The organism is Duganella sacchari (assembly GCF_900143065.1).
Taxonomy (GTDB): domain Bacteria; phylum Pseudomonadota; class Gammaproteobacteria; order Burkholderiales; family Burkholderiaceae_D; genus Rugamonas; species Rugamonas sacchari.
In genome coordinates, this window is record NZ_FRCX01000003.1 from 521,128 (window position 1) to 542,047 (window position 20,920).

19 protein-coding genes are annotated in these 20,920 nt (G+C 61.9%); 10 read left to right on the top strand and 9 right to left on the bottom strand.

What is annotated here, in order from left to right:
• Positions 1-38: 38 nt before the first annotated feature.
• From BUA36_RS08670 to scpA, 4 genes are read right to left on the bottom strand one after another with little or no spacing between them, the layout of a single operon-like run.
• Entirely contained in the window at positions 39-1,133 is a 1,095-nt protein-coding gene (locus tag BUA36_RS08670; protein WP_072783497.1) for an SGNH/GDSL hydrolase family protein, read from the bottom strand.
• Positions 1,134-1,138: 5 nt separating this feature from the next.
• Positions 1,139-4,273, bottom strand: a complete 3,135-nt coding sequence (locus BUA36_RS08675) for an O-linked N-acetylglucosamine transferase family protein (RefSeq protein ID WP_072783499.1) — start codon at positions 4,271-4,273, stop codon at positions 1,139-1,141.
• A 59-nt stretch (positions 4,274-4,332) separates the two neighbouring features.
• Complete coding sequence (gene meaB / locus BUA36_RS08680) at positions 4,333-5,313, bottom strand: methylmalonyl Co-A mutase-associated GTPase MeaB (RefSeq protein WP_072783501.1); 981 nt, start codon at positions 5,311-5,313, stop codon at positions 4,333-4,335.
• Complete coding sequence (scpA, locus tag BUA36_RS08685) at positions 5,313-7,544, bottom strand: methylmalonyl-CoA mutase (RefSeq protein ID WP_084560060.1); 2,232 nt, start codon at positions 7,542-7,544, stop codon at positions 5,313-5,315. Before scpA ends, meaB begins: the two co-directional genes overlap by 1 nt.
• Positions 7,545-7,743: 199 nt before the next feature.
• Here scpA and BUA36_RS08690 point away from each other — a divergent pair, with 199 nt between their 5' ends.
• Genes BUA36_RS08690 through BUA36_RS08735 form a run of 10 tightly spaced genes read left to right on the top strand, consistent with a single transcriptional unit; the run spans position 7,744 to position 16,585 of the window.
• A complete protein-coding gene (locus BUA36_RS08690; RefSeq protein ID WP_084560061.1) occupies positions 7,744-8,673 on the top strand; it encodes an SAM-dependent methyltransferase in 930 nt (309 codons plus the stop codon).
• An 8-nt stretch (positions 8,674-8,681) separates the two neighbouring features.
• Entirely contained in the window at positions 8,682-9,284 is a 603-nt protein-coding gene (locus tag BUA36_RS08695; RefSeq protein ID WP_072783506.1) for a GNAT family N-acetyltransferase, read from the top strand.
• A gap of 19 nt (positions 9,285-9,303) precedes the next feature.
• Entirely contained in the window at positions 9,304-9,606 is a 303-nt protein-coding gene (locus BUA36_RS08700; protein ID WP_072783508.1) for a hypothetical protein, read from the top strand.
• Positions 9,603-10,325 (top strand): SDR family NAD(P)-dependent oxidoreductase, encoded by a 723-nt coding sequence (locus BUA36_RS08705; RefSeq protein ID WP_072783510.1) that lies wholly within the window; start codon positions 9,603-9,605, stop codon positions 10,323-10,325. The genes BUA36_RS08700 and BUA36_RS08705 overlap by 4 nt, the downstream gene beginning before the upstream one ends.
• 1 nt (position 10,326) lies before the next feature.
• Positions 10,327-11,001: an MBL fold metallo-hydrolase gene (locus BUA36_RS08710; RefSeq protein ID WP_072783512.1), complete on the top strand. Its 675-nt coding sequence runs from the start codon at positions 10,327-10,329 to the stop codon at positions 10,999-11,001.
• Positions 10,998-12,020 (top strand): 3-oxoacyl-ACP synthase III family protein, encoded by a 1,023-nt coding sequence (locus BUA36_RS08715; protein ID WP_229255646.1) that lies wholly within the window; start codon positions 10,998-11,000, stop codon positions 12,018-12,020. Before BUA36_RS08710 ends, BUA36_RS08715 begins: the two co-directional genes overlap by 4 nt.
• A complete protein-coding gene (locus BUA36_RS08720) occupies positions 12,021-13,223 on the top strand; it encodes an SDR family oxidoreductase (RefSeq protein ID WP_072783514.1) in 1,203 nt (400 codons plus the stop codon). It begins immediately after the preceding gene.
• On the top strand, positions 13,220-15,019 hold the full coding sequence (locus tag BUA36_RS08725) for an HAD-IIIC family phosphatase (protein ID WP_072783516.1): 1,800 nt from the start codon (positions 13,220-13,222) through the stop codon (positions 15,017-15,019). Before BUA36_RS08720 ends, BUA36_RS08725 begins: the two co-directional genes overlap by 4 nt.
• Positions 15,009-15,242, top strand: a complete 234-nt coding sequence (locus BUA36_RS08730) for an acyl carrier protein (protein WP_072783518.1) — start codon at positions 15,009-15,011, stop codon at positions 15,240-15,242. The genes BUA36_RS08725 and BUA36_RS08730 overlap by 11 nt, the downstream gene beginning before the upstream one ends.
• 2 nt (positions 15,243-15,244) lie before the next feature.
• Positions 15,245-16,585 (top strand): long-chain fatty acid--CoA ligase, encoded by a 1,341-nt coding sequence (locus tag BUA36_RS08735; protein ID WP_072783520.1) that lies wholly within the window; start codon positions 15,245-15,247, stop codon positions 16,583-16,585.
• Position 16,586: 1 nt separating this feature from the next.
• Here BUA36_RS08735 and BUA36_RS08740 read toward each other — a convergent pair whose 3' ends face one another.
• Genes BUA36_RS08740 through BUA36_RS08760 form a run of 5 tightly spaced genes read right to left on the bottom strand, consistent with a single transcriptional unit; the run spans position 16,587 to position 20,912 of the window.
• Entirely contained in the window at positions 16,587-17,144 is a 558-nt protein-coding gene (locus BUA36_RS08740) for a GNAT family N-acetyltransferase (RefSeq protein WP_084560062.1), read from the bottom strand.
• A 1-nt stretch (position 17,145) separates the two neighbouring features.
• Positions 17,146-18,261, bottom strand: coding sequence for a DegT/DnrJ/EryC1/StrS family aminotransferase (locus BUA36_RS08745; protein ID WP_072783523.1), 1,116 nt, complete (start codon positions 18,259-18,261; stop codon positions 17,146-17,148).
• An 18-nt stretch (positions 18,262-18,279) separates the two neighbouring features.
• Positions 18,280-19,587 (bottom strand): MBL fold metallo-hydrolase, encoded by a 1,308-nt coding sequence (locus BUA36_RS08750; RefSeq protein WP_072783525.1) that lies wholly within the window; start codon positions 19,585-19,587, stop codon positions 18,280-18,282.
• Between the two features lie 6 nt (positions 19,588-19,593).
• A complete protein-coding gene (locus BUA36_RS08755; protein WP_072783527.1) occupies positions 19,594-20,016 on the bottom strand; it encodes a sugar 3,4-ketoisomerase in 423 nt (140 codons plus the stop codon).
• An 11-nt stretch (positions 20,017-20,027) separates the two neighbouring features.
• Positions 20,028-20,912, bottom strand: coding sequence for a glycosyltransferase family 2 protein (locus BUA36_RS08760; protein WP_072783529.1), 885 nt, complete (start codon positions 20,910-20,912; stop codon positions 20,028-20,030).
• Positions 20,913-20,920 lie beyond the last annotated feature (8 nt).

Below are 20,920 nucleotides of genomic sequence, written 5' to 3' on the forward strand. Positions count from 1 at the left end.
TTTTCCGCTTTATTATCGAAATTTTCGAATATGGAGATTTACTGCTGTGCCAACATCAGCAAGCCGACGAAGTCGAGATGTCGGCCAGCGGCCTGGGGCAGGCCGGGGGCGTAGCAGTCGAAACCGCTCTGGGCGCCGCCAGCGTCTGCCGGCACCGACACGCCCAGCTTGCTGCCGCCGTAGTGCATCAGCAGGCTGTGGCTCCACAGCAGCGGCAGCGGGATGCTGGAGTAGATGAACGGTAGCGTCTCGGTGTCCGCATGGCGCGTGGCGACGCGGGTGTTGATGTTGAGGCCTTCCGGTGTGCTCAGTTCCAGCTGCAAGGCGTCGTGCTGCGGGTCGGATTTGAGGAACAGGGCTAGCGGGAACATGGCGCTGTGCAGGTCGAAGCGGCTGCCCGGCAGCATGCGCAGGTAGTCCAGCTGCATCAGGCGGTTGGCGATGTGGCCCGGTTCTACCGGGCCGCTGACAAACTGCTGCAGGTTCATGGCCGGAATGTACATCACTTCCATCTTCGCAAACGGCGACAGGTTTTGCAGCCGCGCGGCGGTGCTGGCCAGTGGCTCGGCGTTCTGCGCCTTCAGCGTCAGCAGGCGTTGCGCGACCAGGGCGCCGATGATGGAGGTGGCGTGCGGCGTGTCGTAGTGGGCTGGATCGCGGTACATCCATTCCGGCGCGCGGCCGAGGAACAGAGACGACATCCATGCTCGCACGTCGATGTAGGGCAGCGCCAGTTCCTGGTAGGCGCGGATCTGCGCGTCGTAGATCGGATTCTGTACGCTCATGGAGAAGTGCTGCTGCTGCGCCAGCACCAGCGGCACAAACACGGCCGATGGATACAGGCGCGCTGCCACTTTCAGCAGCAGATGGAAGCACATCAGCCACGAATCCGCACCGCCGGGACGCGGCGCGAAGTGGCCGGCGTCGTTGATGCCGTATTCGTACAGGATCACATCGGCAGGCTGGCCGTTGAAGGTTTCGTGCAGGCGGCCGATCGCCGACAGCGAGGTGGTGGCGCCCACGGAGATCTGCACGATCTCCGCTTCGGCATAGCCTTGCAGCGATTGCGCCAGTCCTTGCACATAGCCGCCCTTGAGCAGCGAATTGGACCCGCCGATGATGAGGATACGCATGGTCGTTATGCCAGTACGGCAGTGATGATGTAGCGTTGCGCCAGCGCGTCCTGCACCGACAGTTCGGGATCGCTGCCACTGGCCAGCGCGATCTGGCGCAGCAGCGGCAGGAAGGCGTCGCGGCCAGGTTCATTCAGGATCACGGGCGAGCCGCCGGTCAGGCGGAAGCCGCATTGCTGCACCAGTTCCAGCAGCGTACCGCGCGTGAACTGGCGCAGTTCGTCCTGCTGCATCACGCCATCGGGACGATAGCGGAAGTCGCCCATGTTCAGGCGCACCTGCGCGCCCCAGTGCTGGGCGTTGCGCACCGAGAGCACCAGCGTGCCGTCGGCAGCCATGCTGCTGCGGATATGCGCTAGCAGCGCCCACGGGTCGCGCGAGCGTTCCAGCGCGCCATCCAGTACCCAGCAATTGGCCTGTGCCAGCTGGCGGTCGCGCTGCTCGTCCGGCGTTTCGAAGTCCTGGTTGTAGACGAAGTCGCAGTGCGCGCGTGCCTGCTCGGCGACGATGGCGTCGCGCTCGATGCCGGTGTAATTGCACACGGGGTTTTTCTGTTTGTAGGCTTTGGCAAACGCGCCATCGCCACAGCCCAGTTGCACCACCTTGATCGCGGCCGGCGGCATGAAGGCCATCAGCTCCTGGTTGATCTGCGTGGTGATCGGCTTGTCGTAGTGGTAGCCGCCGGTGCGGCGTACGGTGCCCTGCCAGTCGTGACGGATAAAGATGCGCTGTGCCGGGTTGTCGCTGAAATCGTTGTTGACCCATTCGACGTTGCGCAGCAGGTCGCTCTTGCCGGCACGGGCCAGCGCGATCATCGGCGGCAGCATCGGGGCACCGTGCTTGACCGGCAGCGGCCACTGGCGCACCACCTCGATGTTGGTCAGCATGCAGGCCGGGTGCAGGTAGGGCATGCTGTTCGGCCCATTCGGCTGGCCATGTTCGTCTACCGGCGTGACGTTGCCGACACCGTACATCTGCGGTTGCAGGTGCTCGTCCAGCGATTCCAGGAAACCGCGCTTGAGGATTTCCACGTCGGAGTCGAGGAACAGCACGCGGCCCGACAGTTCGAGGTTTTCAATCGCCCACGCCATGCCCGGGCCGTGGTGGATGTTGTAGCCGAACGGGATGAATTTCACGCCCTGGTATTGCGCGCAGACCGGCGCGATTTGCGCCGCGATCTCCGGCGCCGAGCCGTCGATGATGGTGACCGGGTTGTGCGGGTAGTGCTGGCGGAAGGTGCTCAACAGCGAGGCAATCAGGTCGGGTGCGTTGTACGACACCGCGATCATGGGGATCTGGTCGATGGGATTCATGGTCTGGCTCTTGGAAGTAGGGGCGGCGACGCGCTTCATGGCCGCCTCCAGGTTGCGCACCAGGCGCGGCGTGTCAAACAGGGCACAGCTCATGCGGTTGTCATTGAGCTGCTGCTTCATGGCGGCGATGCGGGCCGGATCGTTGGCCAGTGCGACCGCCTTCTCTTCGTAATCTTCGAAGGTGGTGGTGATCAGTTCGGGCAGGTTCACAGCGTGCAGCAGGCTGCCCGCCATGCGCGAGGCGAAGGTCGGACCGGAGCAGGTCAGCACCGGCAGGCCCGCCCACAGCGCATCGCTCGCGGTGGTGCCGCCGTTGAACGGGTAGGTGTCCAGGAACAGGTCGGCGATGCGGTAGCGTGCCAGATAGTCGGCTGGCAGCGCGCGGGTGGCGAAGATCAGGCGCTCTGGATCGATGCCGGCTGCTTTGGCGTGGTGCTTGAGGTTCTCGCCGACCAGCGGCGTATCGGCCACCAGCCACAGGACGGAATTGGGCACGCGGCGCAGGAGGTTCATCCAGTGCGCAAACAGCTCCGGCTTGTATTTGTAGCTGTTGCTGAAGGAGCAGAAGACAAACGCGTCTTCCGGCAGGTTGACCGAGGCGCGCGTTGGCGTGTTGCCGATCAGGCGCTGGCGGTCGTTGATCTGGAAGGTGTCGGGCAGGTGCAGCGGCTTCTCGGTGAAGTCTTTTTCCATCTCCGGCGTGATCAGGTATTCGTCGGAGATCACGTAGTCCACGCCAGGCAGGCCGGTGGTGCCGGGGAAGCCCAGCCATGTCATCTGCACTGGCGCCGGACGGTAGGCGAGGATCTGCGGACGCGCGCCGGAGGTCAGGCCGTGCAGGTCCACCAGGATGTCGATTTCGTTGGCGCGGATCAGCTGTGCGGCCTGTTCGTCGCTCAGCGTGTGGATCGGGATGTAGTGGTCCATGCCGGCGACCACGCGCGCGCGCAATGGCGAGCCGTCGTCACGGCTCCAGCTGAACGCGTAGACTTCAAACTGGCTGCGGTCATGCATGCCGTACAGCTCCGCCGTCAGGATCGATACGGCGTGCGAGCACAGGTCGGACGACAGATAGCCGATGCGCAGGCGCTGGTGGCCGTAGCTCTGGCCTGGCTGCGTCAGTGGCGCTACGCTGGCATCGAGCTTGTCGCTGACGAAGCGTTTGGCGGCGGCCATTTGCAGGTCCGGGTTGTCGGTGAGGCTCAGCATCGCCAGCGCCGAGGCGCCGTCTTCCATCTGCTGGCGGCTGATGTGCTCCAGGCCCGCCCAGGTCGGCCAGTGACACTGCTTCTGGCGCAGGTGGACCCAGTGCGTCATGACGTTGGTCTGGCTGGCATCCATGCGCAGGCTTTGCGCCAGCATCTCTTCCGCTTCCGGATACTGCTTCTGGATTTCCAGCAGGCGTCCCAGATTGTTCAGGGTCTGGATGTACAGCGCGCGCTGTTTGACCTTGTCGATCTTGACGGCGGGCGTCAGGATGGTGCGCCACATGTCCAGTGCGTCCTGCGGCTTGCCCATGCGTTCCAGCAGCGTGCCCAGATTCAGGCGGCCTTCAATGAAACGTGCCTGCAGCGCGATGCATTTGCGGTAGGCCGCTTCGGCGCCGGCATCGTCGTTGGTAGCGGCCAGCAGCGCGCCGAGGTTGAACCAGGCGGCATATGCCAGCGGCGAGCGGCTGGTGTGTTCTATCCAGGTGCGATACAGGTCGATGGCCAATTGGGGCTGGCCTTGTTGCGTCAGTGTGGCGGCGGCATCGAACAATTCGGGGATCGTCATGTTGCCGCGTGCGGCCAGTTTCAGCCATTGCGCGTGGGAGGATGCAGTCATTGAGGCGTAGTGTATTGATCGGTTGATCGGTAGGGCTGGTCTATCATACCCGCTTCCCCTCAGGGGCGAAAGGCGTCCAGCAGCAGGGTGGCCACCGTGGCGGGACTGGCGTGGCCGTCGGCGACCTGCTGCAAGGCTTGCGGCAGCGCGGCGCGGACGGCGGCGTGGCTGCGGAAGCGTTCCTGCAGACCGGCTTCCACCAGGTGCCACATCCATGCTTCGGCTTGATGCTTGCGGCGCTCGTCGAAGGCGCCGGCTTGCTGCATGGTGTCGCGGTAGCTCTGCAGCATGGCCCAGACTTCCGGGATGCCTTCGCCGGTGCTGGCGCTGGCTTGCAGGACCTGCATCTGCCAGTGCGGCGATGCTGGACGCAGCATGTGCAGTGCGGCTTTCATCTGGCCAGCGGCGACGGCGGTGGCGCGCGGGTCGAGGTCGGCCTTGTTGTAGACGACGATGTCGGCCAGCTCCAGTATGCCCTTCTTGATGCCCTGCAGTTCGTCGCCGGCGTTCGGCAGTTGCAGCAGCAGGAAAACGTCGCACATGCTGGCGACGGCGGTTTCACTCTGGCCGACGCCCACGGTTTCTACGATGATGACATCAAAACCGGCCGCTTCGCAGACCAGCATGGCCTCGCGGCTCTGGTGGCCCACACCGCCCAAGGCGCCGCGCGCGGGAGAGGGACGGATATAGGCGTTCTCCTGCTGCGACAGGCGCTCCATGCGGGTTTTGTCGCCAAGGATGGAGCCGCCGGTCAGTGGCGATGAGGGATCGACTGCGAGGACGGCCACGCGCAGGCCCTGCGCCAGCAGGTACATGCCAAAAGCTTCAATGAAAGTGGACTTGCCGACGCCCGGTACGCCGCTGATGCCGATGCGGAGCGCTTTGCCGGTGTGCGGTAAAAGACGGTCCAGCAAGGATTGCGCACGTAGCCGGTGGTCCGGCCGCGAGGATTCAACCAGGGTGATGGCTTTTGCGAGTGCGCGCCTTTGCCGCGCCAGCAGTGCGGTGGCGAGGACCTCGTCGTCCGGTTCAAGCGCCATCAGACGCGGGCCGCGTTTGAAGTGTTTGCGGCGGAGGCGGTGAAGGCCGCGTGGTTCGCGGCGACGGGAGCAGCCAGCGATTCGCGGATTTGCTCCAGCACTTCGGCGGCGCACAGGGGAATCGGCGTGCCAGGGCCGAAGATGCCTTTGACGCCTGCCTGGTACAGGAAGCCATGGTCCTGGGTCGGCACCACGCCGCCGACGAAGACGATGATGTCTTCCGCACCCTGTTCGCGTAGGGCCTCGATCAATTCCGGCACCAGCGTCTTGTGGCCGGCGGCCAGCGTGGAGACGCCGACCGCATGCACGTCATTTTCAATCGCCTGCCGCGCGGCTTCCTGCGGCGTCTGGAACAGCGGGCCGAGATCAACGTCGAAGCCCAGATCTGCAAATGCGGAGCCCACCACGCGCGCGCCGCGGTCATGGCCGTCCTGTCCGAGCTTGGCGACCATGATGCGGGGACGGCGGCCTTGCTCTACCGAGAACTGCGCCACTTCCGCGCGCAGGCGCGACCAGTTTTCATCATCGGCCAGGCCGGCCGAATACACGCCGGAGACGGTCTGGCTGGCGGCGCGGTGCCGTCCCCATGCCTGTTCCAGCGCGTCGGAAATCTCGCCCACGGTGGCGCGCAGGCGGGTGGCGCGGACTGCCAGTTCCAGCAGGTTGCCGTGGCCTTCGTAGGCCGCCACGCCCAGTTCCGCCAGCGCTGCGCCCACCGCCTCCTGATCGCGTGACGCACGGATCTCGGCCAGCCGCGCAATCTGCTGCTCGCGCACGGCCGTGTTGTCGATCTCGCGCGCTTCAACCTGGTCCTCAATGCCGCTCTGGTATTTGTTGACGCCCACGATGACATCCTTTCCTGCATCGATGCGTGCCTGCTTCACCGCAGCTGCCGCTTCGATCTTCAGTTTGGCCCAGCCGGAACCCACGGCCTGCGTCATGCCGCCCATCTGCTCTACCTCCTCGATGATGGCCCAGGCCTGATCGGCCACGTCCTGCGTCAGTTTTTCCATCATGTAGGAACCGGCCCATGGATCGATGACGCTGGTGATCTGCGTCTCTTCCTGCAAAATCAGCTGCGTGTTGCGGGCGATGCGGGCGGCGAATTCGGACGGCAGCGCGATCGCCTCGTCCAGCGAATTGGTGTGCAGCGACTGGGTGCCGCCAAACACCGCCGCCATGGCTTCCACCGTGGTGCGTACCACGTTGTTATAGGGGTCTTGCACGGTGAGCGACCAGCCGGACGTCTGGCAGTGCGTGCGCAGCATCAGCGACTTTTGCGACCTGGCGCCAAACGCTTTCATGATGCGGCACCACAGCAGGCGCGCGGCGCGCAGCTTGGCTACTTCCATGTAGAAGTTCATGCCGACGCCAAAGAAGAATGACAGGCGTCCTGCAAAATCGTCAACATCCATGCCCTTGTTGATGGCGGTGCGCACGTACTCCATGCCATCGGCCAGCGTCAGGCCCAGTTCCAGCGCGGGCGTGGCGCCGGCTTCCTGCATGTGGTAACCGGAAATCGATACCGAATTGAACTTCGGCATATGCTGCGCCGTGTAGGCAATGATGTCGGCGACCACGCGCATCGACGGTTCGGGCGGATAAATATAGGTATTCCGCACCATGAATTCTTTGAGAATGTCGTTCTGTATGGTACCGGACAGTTGTTCCGGCGCCACACCTGCCTCCTCTGCCGCGACGATATATCCGGCCAAAACCGGCAGCACCGCACCGTTCATGGTCATCGACACGGACACTTTATCGAGCGCGATGCCGTCAAAAAGGATCTTCATGTCCTCCACCGAATCGACCGCCACGCCAGCTTTGCCGACGTCGCCTTTCACGCGCGGATGGTCGGAATCATAACCCCGATGGGTGGCCAGATCGAAGGCCACGGACACGCCCTGGCCACCGCCGGCCAGCGTGCGGCGGTAGAAGGCGTTGGATTCGCTGGCAGTGGAAAAGCCGGCGTACTGGCGGATGGTCCACGGGCGTGCAGCGTACATGGTGGCTTGCGGGCCGCGCACAAAGGGCTCAAAGCCGGGCAGGGTGTCGGTGTGCGGCAGGCCGTCCAGATCCGCTGCCGTGTACAGCGCCTTCATGGTGATGCCATCTGCCTGCTGAGTATTGAGCCGGGCCGCGTCGCCGCCGGGTGCGGAACGTGCCGCCGCCGCATGCCAGTCCGCCAGCGTGGCAGCAGGGGCGGGAGGAACTGGGCGGCGTTCGGTCATATCTGGCTTTCGGCGGGCTGACGGTTGTGTGCCGATTGTACCTTGCAGTGACGGGCTTTCCTACCCATTGCACAGATGCTGAAAAGGGTGGTTTTTCCGTGGCTGTTTGGCATACCCAAAACCGGGATGGGTATGCTAGAGTGCAGCCTTCTGCCGGACGCTCGGCCGGTTTCTGATGTTTTAGCCAAACGCGATATTCATGCCTGAAAACCATCCCTTCCAGCTCGACCGGGTACGTTACCCGGGGCTGACCCGCATGGCCGACATCCTGCGTGCCAAACACCGTTTTGCCGCTGACATCATCGACCGTGGCGCCGCCCTGTTTGGCGCCGAATGGGCCGATGCATTCGAGCCGGTGCTCAACGCGCTGTTCCCGACCGAGGAGGCAGTAACGGCAGCTGCCAAGGGCTATTCGGTTTTCGCCATGCAGTCCATGCGCTTGCAGGCCGTGTTCGAGCGCGAACGCCAGTACAAGGCCAAGACCCACGAGCAGGCCTCCAGCGAGGTGTATTTCAACGAACAGCACATGATGCAGGAATACCTGCCAGGCCTGCTGCTGTCGCACTTCCTGTGGCCACACCATTACCGCCAGATCCAGTTCTTCAACAGCGCCTTTGTGCAGGCGATGCGTGTGGCGGGCGCCACTTCGTTCATGGAAGTCGGTATCGGCACCGGCTTGTATTCAGGCCTGCTGCTGCGCGCCTTGCCGCAGGTGCGTGGCGTGGGGCTGGACATCAGCCCGTCGTCGCAGCGCTTTACTGAAACACAACTGGCGGCGCTGGGCGTGGCGGACCGTTATCGCACCGAGCTGCGCGACGTTACCGCAGAGCCGCTGGAGCCGAAAGCCGACTGGCTGGTGTGCGTGGAAGTGCTGGAGCATCTGGATGATCCCGTTGCATTCCTGCGCGGCCTGCGCCGCAATATGGCGCCGGGCGCCAAGGCCTTCATCACGGCGGCGCTGAATGCGGCGCATGCCGACCATATTTACCTGTACCGCAACGGCGGCGAAGTGCTGGCGCATCTGATCGAAGCTGGCTTCACGCTCGAGCAATCGTTCATTGGCATGGCTTACAAGCCATCCGCACCGGGTGTGCCGGTGCCGGAAGCTGCCGCCTTCATCGTCTACTAGGAAGCCTTATGTCCCAAGCTGCCGTACCGAACACCGAAGTGCTGAGCGGTGAATTCGTCAACCTGCGTCCACTGCGTCCGGAAGACGCCGCGCTGACGCTGGACTGGCGTACCGCCCAGCGTGCGCGCTTCCTCAACGCTGGTGCTGCCAGTGTCGAACAGCAGGCCGCATGGATCGCCAGCCGTCCTGCATCCGAGTACAACTACATCATCGAACTGAAAAACGGCCACCCGGTCGGCATGCTGTCGCTGGTCGGCATCGACCGCGCCAATCGCCACGGCGAACCGGGCCGCTTCCTGATCGGCGACGAAGCCGCGACGCAGGGTGTACCCGCTGCGGTGGAAGCCATGAAGCTGCTGTATGAACTGGCGTTTGACCGCCTGGGCCTGCTGCGCGTGTGCGGCATCATCGCCGCCAACAACACGCTGATGATCAAGTGGCAGAAATACCTGGGTATGAAGGAAGAGGGCCGTCTGCGCAAGCACCTGTGCCAGAAGGATGGCTCGTTTGAAGATGCCGTGTACCTGGGCATGCTGGATGACGAATACCGCAAGAACGCGCTGCCGCGCATGAAGGTGCTGATCGCCGCCGCGCGCCAGGCCGCCAAATAATTCATTACAAGGACTACCCATGCTGAACCAAGACGCTATCCACGCCATCATCCTGCAGGCACTGAACAACATCAACGACGAGCGCGGCCCGGATGAACAGCTGACCGTCGGCCTGGACACCCGCCTGTTCGGCGCCGATGCGGTGCTTGATTCGCTGTCGCTGGTATCGGTGATCGTTGACGTTGAAGGCGCTGTATCCGAACAGGCCGGCCGCGACATCAGCCTGACCGACGACCGCGCCATGAGCCAGGACGTTTCACCGTTCACCGACGTGAACTCGCTGACCGCCTACATCGAGCTGCTGCTGTCGGAAAAGGCATGAACCCAACCGGCGCCACCTATGCTGGCAAGCTGGCGCTGATTACCGGCAGCCGGCGTGGCGTTGGACGCCTGGTCGCTGAGCACATCCTGCGCAACGGCGGCCGCGTGGCCGGCTTTGCGCGCGGCGAGTCAACGATCGACCATCCCGGCTACCATCACTTCCAGGTCGATATCGGTGATCCGGCTTCGGTGCAGCAGGGCTTTGCGGCGCTGAAGAAGGTGAGCGATGCGGTGCATATCGTGATCAACAACGCTGCCGTGCTGACCTCGCAGTACGCGATGATCATGCCGCCCGCGCAGGCACAAGCCATGATTAACACGAACCTGATGGGCGCCTTTATGGTGTCGCGCGAAGCCTCAAAGCTGATGCGCAAGGGGAAGTGGGGCCGCATCATCAATATCGGTTCGATGGCGGTGAGCCTGGAGCCGATTGGCGATTCCGTCTACGCTGCCTGCAAGGCCGGCCTGACGACGCTGGCCAATGTGATGGCCAAGGAACTGGCGCCGCTGAACATCACCTGCAATACGCTGTCCATCACCGCGATCAAGACCGACATGCTGGCGCAGCTGCCGGGCGATAAGATCGATGCCGTGATTGCCGGCTTGCCGATTCCGCGCTATGCGGAGCCGGACGACATCTTCAATATCATCGACTTCCTGGCGTCGGAACGCAGCGCGTACATCACCGCACAGACCATCTACATGGGCGGAGTGAACTGACATGGCGAGCGTGGTTGGCAATTGGGGCGGCGGGAATGTCTGGCGCGTCACCAGCGGCGAGTTTTCGTCGAATGCCTACTTCTGCGAAGCGCAGGTGGAGGGCGGCGGCATCCTGATTGATGCCGGGCTGGATGGCGAGACCATCGATGCTGAACTGAGCGAGCATGGCCTCCGTCCGCACGCGGTCTACTGCACCCACGGCCATTTCGACCACACTGGCAGCGCATCGCATTTCCAGAAAAAATACGGCAGTGCGGTGTTCGTGCCCAAGGCAGACCTGAAGCTGATGAAGGCCTCCAATTTCCTGCTGATGGCCATGAAGCTCAAGCACAAGGTGATGCTGCCTGAGGCGACACTGGTGGAGCCGGGCCATGTGGCCGACATTGCCGGCACGCCGCTGCGCTATCTGCCGGCGCCTGGCCACACGCCGGGTTCCTGCATCATCGAATTCGGCAATGCCTGGTTCACGGGCGACACGCTGTATGCGCGCGGTGTAGGCTTGTCGCATCTGCCGGGCGAGGACCATGCGGTGTTGAAGCAGACCATACTCGGCTACTGGCAGGATCTGACGCCGGAGCGCACCATCTATCCCGGCCACGGCAACGCGGCCGACGGCGAGTCGGTCCGTACCGGCAACGCCGCTTTGTTAAACTTTTTAGGGCTGGCTGCATCGTGAGCATTTCTCCATTCCCAGGTATTACCATCTCCGGCGTCGGCCATCATCTGCCCGAGCACGCGGAGGACAATGCGACCCTGTGCCGCAACCTGGATGTGACGCCAGAGTGGATCGTTGAGAAAACGGGCATCGAACAGCGCTACATTGCGGGGCCGGATGAATCGGCATCGCAGTATGCAGTGCTGGCGGCGCAGCGTGCGATTGAAATGGGGGGCATCAGCGTTGAGGAAGTGGACCTGATCATCGCCTGCACCTTCTCGGGTGATTACATTTATCCGCCGCTGTCGGCCAAGGTGCAGATGGAGCTGAAGGCCAGCAATGCGCAGATCTTCGATTTGCAGGCCAACTGCACCGGCTTTGTGACTGGCCTGACGGTGGCGTCGGACCGTATGCGGGTTGATCCCTCGGTGCGCAATGCTGTGGTGATTGGCGTGGAGTTCCTGTCGCGTTACATCGACCGCTCGGACGTCAACACGGCGATTTACCTGAGCGATGGCGCGGGTGCTGCGGTGCTGAGCCGCAGCGACGATCCGAAGGACGGCATTATTTCATCGGCCTTCCATACCGATAGTTCGAACTATGAGTCGGTGCGTATGCGTGGCGGTGGTTCCAGCCATCCACTGATCGGCCGCGCGTTTGATCCGGCGGTGGATTACATGGAGATGAATGGCATCGCGACGTGGAAGCAGGCGATTACCCATCTGCCGCGTGTGATCCGCAAGGCGTGCGAGAAGAGCGGAGTAGCGCCGGCGGATGTGGACTTCATGCTGTTTCATCAGGCGAACCTGCGCATGATCGAATACATCGTGCGCAAGATGGGCTATAAGCTGGAGCAGACCTACACCAACGTCGCCCGCGTGGGCAATACGGGGGCGGCGTCGCTGGCGATTGCCATGAGCGAGGCGGTGCAGAATAAGCTGGTCAAGGATGGCGATACGGTGGTGCTGGCTGCTGTGGGCGCCGGTTTCAACTTCGGCGCTTCGGTGTGGCGCTGGAAGATGGCCAAGAAGGAAGCGTAAATGTTTAAAGATTTCGATGCGATCCAGGTTGGCGAAACGCAGACGCTGACCAAGCACATTACCGAAGCGGACGTGCGCAAGTTCGTCGAGATGACGGGTGACGATAATCCGCTGCACGTGGACCGCGCGTACGCGGAGACGACGGCGTTCAAGGATATCGTGGTGCACGGCATGCTGGGTGCGTCGTTTATCTCGACGGTGATCGGGACCAAGCTGCCGGGCACCGGTGCGCTGTGGGTGTCGCAGAATATGGAGTTCCTGCTGCCGGTGCGCCTGGGCGATGTGCTGACGATCAGCGCGACGGTGTTGAAGAAGCATGAGCGTGAGCGTTTGCTGGAGCTGGATACGAAGATCGTCAATCAGAACCAGCAGCTGATTTTGACTGGTGTCGGCAAGGTGAAAGTGCTGGTGACGGCGGAGCCGGAGGCCAGGCCGGCTGCGGATGCGCGTCCACGTGTGGCGATTGTGACGGGTGGCGCTGGCGGCATCGGCAAGGCGATTTGCCAGCGTCTGGCGGCGGATGGCTTTGACGTGGTGGTGAACTATCGCGGCCAGGCGGATCGCGCGGCGCAGATTGTGGCGGAGATCAATGCTGCCGCTGGCGACGGTAAAGGTCGTGCGCTGGCAGTGCAGGCCGACATCGCGACCGAAGCAGGCGCGCAGGCCCTGTATCAGGCGGCGGTGAAGGTGTTTGGCGCTGTGAGTGTGCTGGTGAATAACGCTTCGCCGCGCATCAATCCAAAACCGTTCGGCGCGACGGCATGGGACGATGTGCAGCAGCAGATGGATGTGCAGGTCAAAGGCGCATTCCTGATGACCGGTGCGGTGGTGCCGGAGATGGGTGCGCGCAAGTGGGGCCGCATCGTGAATATTACGTCGCAGGTGCTGGATGGTTCGCCATCCGTTACATGGACTGGCTACGCAATGGCCAAGGGCGCGTTGCAGGTGTTCTCCAACTATATGGCCGCTGAACTGGGGCCGCAGGGCATTACGGTGAACTGCGTGTCGCCAGGCATGTGCGAGACCACGCTGATTGGCGATATTCCTGAGAAGGCGCAGCTCATGATCGCGCGTCAGACGCCATTGCGCCGCCTGGCCAAGCCGTCCGACGTGGCGGCGGCAGTGGCTTACCTGGTGTCGGATGACGCTGGCTTTATCACCGGTGACACCGTGGCCGTCAACGGCGGGATGGCGATGCGATGAGAGAGGTTCCTGTCGACCCTCGTGCTGCGGCGCTGGCGGTGCTGGCCAAAGCCGACAGCACCATGATGCAGCTCACGCAAGCCGTGAATACGCTGGAAAAGGAAGCGCAGCCGCGCACGGTGAAGATCGGCGTGTCGTCTTCCGCGACGGTGGACCTGCTGAATGTCTACCTGCGCAAACATGGCCTGCTGCATGGTGCGCGCATCGATCTGGTGGCGGGTAATTATGACGATCCTATCGGCGACATCGATCTGTTCACGCAAGCTGGCGTGGAGCAGATCGTGCTGCTGCCGTTCTTTGACAACCTGCTGCCATCGTTTGAAGCGCAGCTGGGAAATCTCGACCCATCCATCATCGATGCGAAGGAAGCGGAGCTGCGCCAGCGCTACCGCATGGTGTTCGACAAGGCGCGTGCTGTGCCGGCCATCTATCTTGGCACCTTCCACCGCATGGGCAGCCCGGCTGACGCAGCAGGGCAGGATGCGGTGGCGATTGTGCTGGCGCGCTTCAATGCCGCGCTGCGCGATGAAGCCGCCGCCTACGCGAATGTCCGCATCATCGATACGGAAGACATCGTGCGCGCAGTCGGCCAGGGCGCTGCGTTTGATACGCGTTTCTACTTCCGCAGCAAAGCACCCTACACCGGCGTCTACATGAATGAGCTTGCGCGGCGCATTGCCGCCGCTGCACGCGGCTTCGGCGCCCACTTCTACAAAGTACTGGCGGTGGATTGCGACAACACCTTGTGGGCCGGCGTGATTGGCGAAGACCTGCTGAACGGTATCAAGCTTGGTCCTTACGATTATCCGGGCAATATCTTCTGGCGTATGCAGCAGGAATTCGCGGCGCTGGAACGCCAGGGGATTCTGCTTGCACTGGTCACCAAGAACAATCCGGCGGATGTCGATGAAGTGCTGCACAAGCATCCGGACATGGTGCTCAAGGAATCGCAGCTGGTGGCCAAAAAAGTCAACTGGGAAGACAAGCCATCCAACCTGCGCGCGCTGGCCAAGGAGCTCAACGTCGGCCTGGATAGCATCGTCTTCCTGGATGATTCCTCGTTTGAATGCGAGGCCGTGCGCCAGCAGCTGCCGATGGTGAAGACCGTGCAGGTGCCGACTACGTTGTCCGACTATCCGCGCGTGGTGGCGGAAATCAAATCACTGTTCCTGGCTGGCGGCATCGCAGCCGACAGCAAAGACAAAACCGAACAATACCGCCAGCGTGCCGGCGCCGAAGAACTCAAAGCGCAATTCGACACGCAGGAAGACTATCTGGCCTCGCTGGAGCTCAAGGTCGAATTGACCCGCAACGCCCGCGCCAGCGCCGCCCGTATCAGCGAACTGTCGCAGAAGTCCAACCAGTTCAACCTCACCACCAGGCGCTACAGCGTGGCCGAGATTGAGCAGATGATGGAAGGCGCTAGCCATGCCGTCTACTCGCTGGTGGTCAGCGACAAATTCGGGAATGCCGGTCTGACCGGCGTGGCCGTGATGCGCTACGAAGGTCAGGCAGCCATCATTGAAAACTTCTTCATGAGCTGCCGCGTGATTGGCCGTGGCGTTGAAACGGGCATCTGGCCCCGCATCGTCGCCGATGCCATGCAGCGTGGCTGTACTGAACTACGTGCGGAATACGTCCCAAGCGCCAAGAACGCCCAGGTGGCAGACTTCTACAACCGCCTTGGCATGCCCGCACAAGAAGAAACCAGCGAAGGTGTGCGAAGATACACCATCGCCGCAGCGGATTTCGCTGCGCCCCCTAACCCATGGATAGAGATGACTTATGTTGAATGAAGACGCACTGAAACAAGTAATGGCCACCATGCTGAACGTGGATGCTGCCACGATCAACGAAGACTCCAGCATGGACAACGTGCCTAACTGGGACTCGCTGCGCCATATGAATCTGGTGCTGGCGCTGGAAGAGGAATTCAAGGTGAGCATTCCTGACGAAGACGCGGGCAATATCACTTCCTATAAACTGATCAAGCTGGTGCTGAACGATCTGGGAGTGTAAGCATGGAATGGCTGATCGAACGGTTCCAGAGCGCGCCGGAGCGCATCGCTTTCATCCACGAAGACCGTGAGGTCAGCTATGGCGGCGTCGTCTCGTCGATAGATGTTTTCTACCAGCGTGTGCAGGCAGCAGTCATCCAGCGGGGCCAGACCGTGGTGGTGCTGGGCGACTACTCGCCGGAAGTGTTCTGCATGATCATGGCGCTGTGCCGCAACGGCAGCATCGTGATTCCGTTGACCCGCAGCTCGGTGGTGGAAGAGTCGGTGGCGCTGGCCGTTTCGGGCTGTGAATGGTATGTGGAGTTCGACGCGGCTGGCCGCGACGCCACCATTACCCATCGTGGTCTGAAAAGCGATAACGCGCTGCTCAACGAATTCCGCCAGCGCGGCACGCCGGGCATGGTGCTGTTCTCGTCCGGTTCGACCGGCAAGCCAAAAGGCATCCTGCACGACTTTAACCAGGTCACGGAGAAGTTCCGCAAGCAGCGTAACCCGGTTGTGGCCATACCGTTCCTGATGATCGACCACTTCGGCGGCATCAACACCATCCTGGCGATTACGTCCAGCCTGGGCACGGTGGTGACGGTGGCAGACCGCTCGGTGCCGAACATCTGCGCTGCGATCGAGAAGTACAAGGTGGAGCTGCTGCCCGCCACGCCGTCCTTCCTGACGTTGATGATGGCGTCTAATTTGCAGAACCAGTACGACCTGTCATCGTTGAAGCGTATTACCTACGGTACGGAAGTGATGCCGCAATCGACGCTGGACCGCGTACGCGCGCAGTTCCCCGGTGTGGATCTGCTGCAGACCTATGGCCTGTCGGAAGTCGGCGTGCTGCGTTCGCAGTCGCGCGAGGATGGTTCGTTGTGGGTGCGTGTGGGCGGTGAAGGCTTCCAGACCAAGGTGGTGGATGGCGTGCTGTGGATTAAATCGCAGTATGCGATGGTCGGCTACCTGAATGCGCCTTCCGAGTTTGATGCGGATGGCTGGTTCAATACGCAGGATCAGGTGGAGGTGGATGGCGATTACTTCCGCATCCTGGGCCGCGTGACGGACCTGATCAACGTGGCGGGCCAGAAGGTATATCCGTCGGAAGTGGAGAGCGTGATTCTGGAGATGGACAACGTGCAGGACGTGGCGGTGTTCGGCGAGAAGCACGCCATGCTGGGTAACATCGTGGTCGCCAAGGTGGTGGTGGATACGCCGGAAACTGCGGACAGCCTGAAGAAGCGTATCCGCCAGGAGTGCCTGGCACACCTGGCGCCGTTCAAGGTGCCGGCCAAAGTCATTCTGGCAGAAGGTCCGCTGCACAGCACGCGGCAGAAAAAAATCCGCCGCGCCTGAATTAAAACTCGACCGTCGCGCCGTCCGGTAGGTATTTACGATACTGGGCGAGCGCGCCTTTGATGGCGGCATTGCTCATCTCGAAGAAGTAATCATCCTCGCTCTCATCCACCTTCACGGCGCCAAAGCGTTCGTGGAACTGGATGACGGAGGCGTTCCCCTTGCGCACATCGAAGTGCGCGCGCTGGAAGCCGATCTGCAGCGCGAAGTCGTAAATCATCAGTGCCGACTCGACACCAAACCCACTCGGCGCCTGGTCGCTCTTGATCCATGATCCCCAGCAGAATGAATCGCCACGCTGGTCATACAGCCGCACGGTGCCGCACGGCGTGCCATCGAGCTTGCAGATGATGAAGTAGACCTGCGTATCATCTGCGGCATAACGTGTCAGCCAGTCACGCTGCGCTTGCACGTCTGGCGTGGTGGCGGACAGGAATTCACCCTTCTTCTCGTCGGTGCGCAAGGCCAGGATGAATTCTGCATCGGCGACCGTGGCATCACGGAACATCAACTGCCTGCCGCGCACGGAGCGCGGCTTACGAAACTGCGGCGTACTCATCTCAACCTGCAATCTCCGCCAGTGCGGCTTTGACGCCAGCCACCACTTCCGCTGCATCGTCCAGCGTCATGGTCGGCGACACGGGCAGGCTCAGAACTTCGCGGTGGATCACTTCCGCAATCGGGAAGTCGCCTTCCTTGTAGCCCAGGTCTGCGTAGGCCGGCTGCAGATGCGGCGGCACGGGATAGTGCACGATGGTGCCGATCTGTTTTTCCGCCAGTTTCTTGGCCAGACGGTCGCGCTGCGCGTGACGCACCACGTACAGATGCCATACCGGCTCTGCCCATGCTGGAATCTCCGGCAGGATCAGGCCATCGATGCCAGCCAGGTGCTGTTGATAGTAGGCGGCGACGGCGCGGCGTTGCTGGTTGCCCGCATCCAGTGCTGGCAGCTTTACTGCCAGCAGGGCGGCCTGCAATTCGTCCAGCCGCGAGTTGTAGCCGGGGACGTCGTTGTAGTACTTGATCTTGGAGCCGTAATTGCGATAGGTGCGGATGCGTTCCGCCAGTGCGTCGTCGCTGGTGGTGACTGCGCCGCCGTCGCCCAGTGCGCCCAGGTTTTTACCCGGGTAGAAGCTGAAGGCTGCCGCATCGCCCAGCTGGCCCGTGACGCCACCTTGATAGCGCGCACCGTGTGCCTGCGCAGCGTCTTCGATCAGCTTCAGGCCACGGCGTTTGGCGATGTCTTTCAACGGCCCCATATCGGCCGGCTGGCCGTACAGGTGCACGGCGATGATGGCCTTGGTCTTGGCGGTGACGGCCGCTTCGACTTTCGATGGATCGATATTGTAGGTGCCTTCCACCGGCTCCACGGGCACCGGCTTGGCGCCGCAATGGCTCACTGCCAGCCAGGTGGCGATGAAGGTGTTGGATGGGACGATGACTTCGTCGCCAGGGCCGATGCCGTAGCCTTTCAAAATCAGGAAGATGGCATCGAGGCCGTTGGCCACGCCGATACCGTGGGCGCTGTTGCAGTACTCAGCAAAGCTGGCTTCAAAGGCGGCCGTTTCGGAGCCCAGAATGTACCAGCCGGAGTTCAGCACGCGCTTGAACGCAGCTTCCAGCTCGGCGGCTTGCGCCAGGTTGATTGCTTTCAGGTCGAGGAAGGGGACGCTCATGATAATTCCAATCTGTGTTTAAAACACCGTATTCACCAGACGCAGCAGGTCTGGCATGTACAGGTCGGGCACCCGCTTCAAGGTGAAACGGCGGGTGCCGAGGATTTCCAGGAAGCTGGCGCCGTTCAGCCAGTCGGACGAGGCGACCTTGTCCAGCTTGAAGTGGTGATAAGGACGGCCTTCGGTGAACTGGTCAACCACGCGGGCCTGGTAGGTCAGGCAGTCGATTTCGACGCGCACCTTGTCGCCGCGGTAGTCCATGTCCATGCGGACGATGTTGTCGATCGGCGCGCCGCAGTCTTGCAGCCGCGCGTTCAGTTTAGCGAGGAACTGCTGCATGTCGACGGCGGGGCCGTCCACGCTGGCGGTCTTCTGCGGGCGCGAGGCGAGGAATTCCTGCGCGTCGTCACGGTAGCTTTCCGCTTCGTAGGTCTGGGCGATGGTCAGCTCGGGGCCATTCGGGCCGATGCCGTAGTAATCGCCGGCCAGCATGGGCTGGACGCGCCTGGCGGTTTCCGGCCGCACCTTGTGGGCGTAGTCGGTCAGCTCCACCGGCGTCTGCACTGCCATGTTGATGTCCGAGCGCATATTGCCATCGTCGATGAGCAGATTGGCGCCGAATGGAATCGCCACATCCGGATTCAGGATTTCCACATTGTTGAGGAAATCGTCCATGTAGTGGTTGACCAGGCGCGCGCGCTCGCGTTCCTTGTGCGCCTTGCCTTCGATATCGTCGTCGTACTCCATCAGGAATGGGTACCAGTGGATGTAGGCATACGGCACGCAGGCAACGTTGATGTGCGGATTAATCTGCGTGAACTTGCGCATCGACGCCGGCTGCAGGTAGTTGTCGTTGCCGTGGTAGACGCAGAAGCGGTCGTTGTAGACGATGGCCGAGGAGTCGATGCCATTGCTCTCGTGGTTGATCGCGTACAGCTTCACGCCGGGGAAGATCTCGTTGACGGTTTCCGGCGGCACCACGGTGACTTCGCGGCCAACCTTCTCCTTGATGTCGGACTCGAAGCCGGGACGGTCGCCAACGATGATGAGCTTCACTTCCGGCTTCAACTTGCTCAGGAAGGGCACATCGTAGTGGTCCTGGTGGATGTGCGACACCACCACTGCATCCACCTCGTACCAGCGCGGATCAACCACCTGCGGCGGGTAGAACACCCAGGCGTTATCGTAAGGCTGCGACAGCACGATCGGGTCGAACAGAATCTTTTTGCCGCCCAAAACCACCAGCGCCGAGGCGTGGCCTGGGTAGAACAAGCCGTTGCCGGCGCCGAAGCGTTGGTAGAAGCTGGTCAGTTGTGGATTCGTCATGATGCGTTATGTGGGATGATGTTTGTGTGCGGCCTGCACGAATTCGTCGTAGTCGAAATAGTAGTCGGATGGATCGTAGTGGGTCGACGCCAGCACCAGGCAAACGCCGCCCGACGAGAAGTTCTCCACCTCGCGCCACATCATGCCCGGTACATACAGGCCATAGTAGGAGCGGTTCAGGTGCACACGCTTGCGGTTGTAGCCGTCGTCGACAATCACGTCGAAGCTGCCCGACATGGCGATGAAAAACTGCTGCAGTTCCAGGTGGCCGTGGCCGGCGCGCGAAGAGCCGCCTGGCACGTCGTACAGGTAGTACACACGCTTGATATCGAACGGGACGTGCTGTCCGCTTTCGATCACGGACAGGTTGCCGCGCGGGTCGTGGTATTTGGGCAGGTCGATCAGCCGGCTTTTATCAAGGTGTGACATGCATTAGCTCCTTACTGATACAGTTTGGCCAGTTTGGCCAGATAGCGTTCGCGCGCTTCACCGACTTGCGGGAAGATGTTATTCAGACGCAGGAACACGGCGTCCACCTGTGGATTCATGGAGCGGTATTCGTCGCGGTTGATCGTGTCGGCGTCCAACGAGACGCGCAGCAGGTCGATGTAGTCCGAGAAGCAGTTGCCGAAGAACGGATTGGAGGCCGGGTTGGAATTCGACTGCAGGCGCAGGTCCTTGCGGAAGTAGGTCAGCTCTTCGTCGATGTAGAACATGCTGGCGTTTTTGGTCAGATTCAGATACGCGATCAGGTCGGCCAGGCCGGTGAGGAAGTCATGGTCGCCCATCTTGTACAGATTGTGCAGGCCGACGTTCCACATGGTCTGACGGCGGAACATCACGGTGGTGAATTCGCCGATGAAGTTCTCCATGCCCAGCGTAACGCGGCGTTGCACGTCCAGGCCGGACAGGGTGCCGCTGGCCTCATACGGACGGCGGGTTTCAACGCGCTCGTTGTCGGAGTTGATGACCTGCGAGGCCGAGAAAACCAGCTCCACTTCAGGGCGCGGCTGCATCGCCGCCACCATGCGTTCGATGCAGAACGGATGCAGCAGGTCATCGTCAAACAGCGGCTTGACGTATTCGCCCTTGGCGCCGGCCAGTGCCGCGTTGACGTTCTGTTCGCGATACACGCTGGAGCGCTGGTAGATCACGCCATTGTGGGCGTAGCGTGCGCAGATGTCGCGGATCTCTTCGGTCGGGCAGTTGTCGCTGACCAGGATTTCGGTGTTCTGATAGGTCTGGCCGACGGCCGAACGCAAACACATTTCGAAATGCTGCGGCTTGTAAGACGGGATGATGATGCTGACTTTTGGATAGCTCATGTAAGGGT

Coding starts and splice junctions, on each gene's coding strand:
- scpA (WP_084560060.1), bottom strand. CDS start 7,544: ATGACCGAACGCCGCCCAGTTCCTCCCGCCCCTGCTGCCACGCTGGCG.
- BUA36_RS08725 (WP_072783516.1), top strand. CDS start 13,220: ATGAGAGAGGTTCCTGTCGACCCTCGTGCTGCGGCGCTGGCGGTGCTG.
- BUA36_RS08690 (WP_084560061.1), top strand. CDS start 7,744: ATGCCTGAAAACCATCCCTTCCAGCTCGACCGGGTACGTTACCCGGGG.
- BUA36_RS08710 (WP_072783512.1), top strand. CDS start 10,327: ATGGCGAGCGTGGTTGGCAATTGGGGCGGCGGGAATGTCTGGCGCGTC.
- BUA36_RS08735 (WP_072783520.1), top strand. CDS start 15,245: ATGGAATGGCTGATCGAACGGTTCCAGAGCGCGCCGGAGCGCATCGCT.
- BUA36_RS08760 (WP_072783529.1), bottom strand. CDS start 20,912: ATGAGCTATCCAAAAGTCAGCATCATCATCCCGTCTTACAAGCCGCAG.
- BUA36_RS08675 (WP_072783499.1), bottom strand. CDS start 4,273: ATGACTGCATCCTCCCACGCGCAATGGCTGAAACTGGCCGCACGCGGC.
- BUA36_RS08670 (WP_072783497.1), bottom strand. CDS start 1,133: ATGCGTATCCTCATCATCGGCGGGTCCAATTCGCTGCTCAAGGGCGGC.
- BUA36_RS08695 (WP_072783506.1), top strand. CDS start 8,682: ATGTCCCAAGCTGCCGTACCGAACACCGAAGTGCTGAGCGGTGAATTC.
- BUA36_RS08730 (WP_072783518.1), top strand. CDS start 15,009: ATGTTGAATGAAGACGCACTGAAACAAGTAATGGCCACCATGCTGAAC.
- BUA36_RS08755 (WP_072783527.1), bottom strand. CDS start 20,016: ATGTCACACCTTGATAAAAGCCGGCTGATCGACCTGCCCAAATACCAC.
- BUA36_RS08705 (WP_072783510.1), top strand. CDS start 9,603: ATGAACCCAACCGGCGCCACCTATGCTGGCAAGCTGGCGCTGATTACC.
- BUA36_RS08750 (WP_072783525.1), bottom strand. CDS start 19,587: ATGACGAATCCACAACTGACCAGCTTCTACCAACGCTTCGGCGCCGGC.
- BUA36_RS08720 (WP_072783514.1), top strand. CDS start 12,021: ATGTTTAAAGATTTCGATGCGATCCAGGTTGGCGAAACGCAGACGCTG.
- meaB (WP_072783501.1), bottom strand. CDS start 5,313: ATGGCGCTTGAACCGGACGACGAGGTCCTCGCCACCGCACTGCTGGCG.
- BUA36_RS08740 (WP_084560062.1), bottom strand. CDS start 17,144: ATGAGTACGCCGCAGTTTCGTAAGCCGCGCTCCGTGCGCGGCAGGCAG.
- BUA36_RS08745 (WP_072783523.1), bottom strand. CDS start 18,261: ATGAGCGTCCCCTTCCTCGACCTGAAAGCAATCAACCTGGCGCAAGCC.
- BUA36_RS08700 (WP_072783508.1), top strand. CDS start 9,304: ATGCTGAACCAAGACGCTATCCACGCCATCATCCTGCAGGCACTGAAC.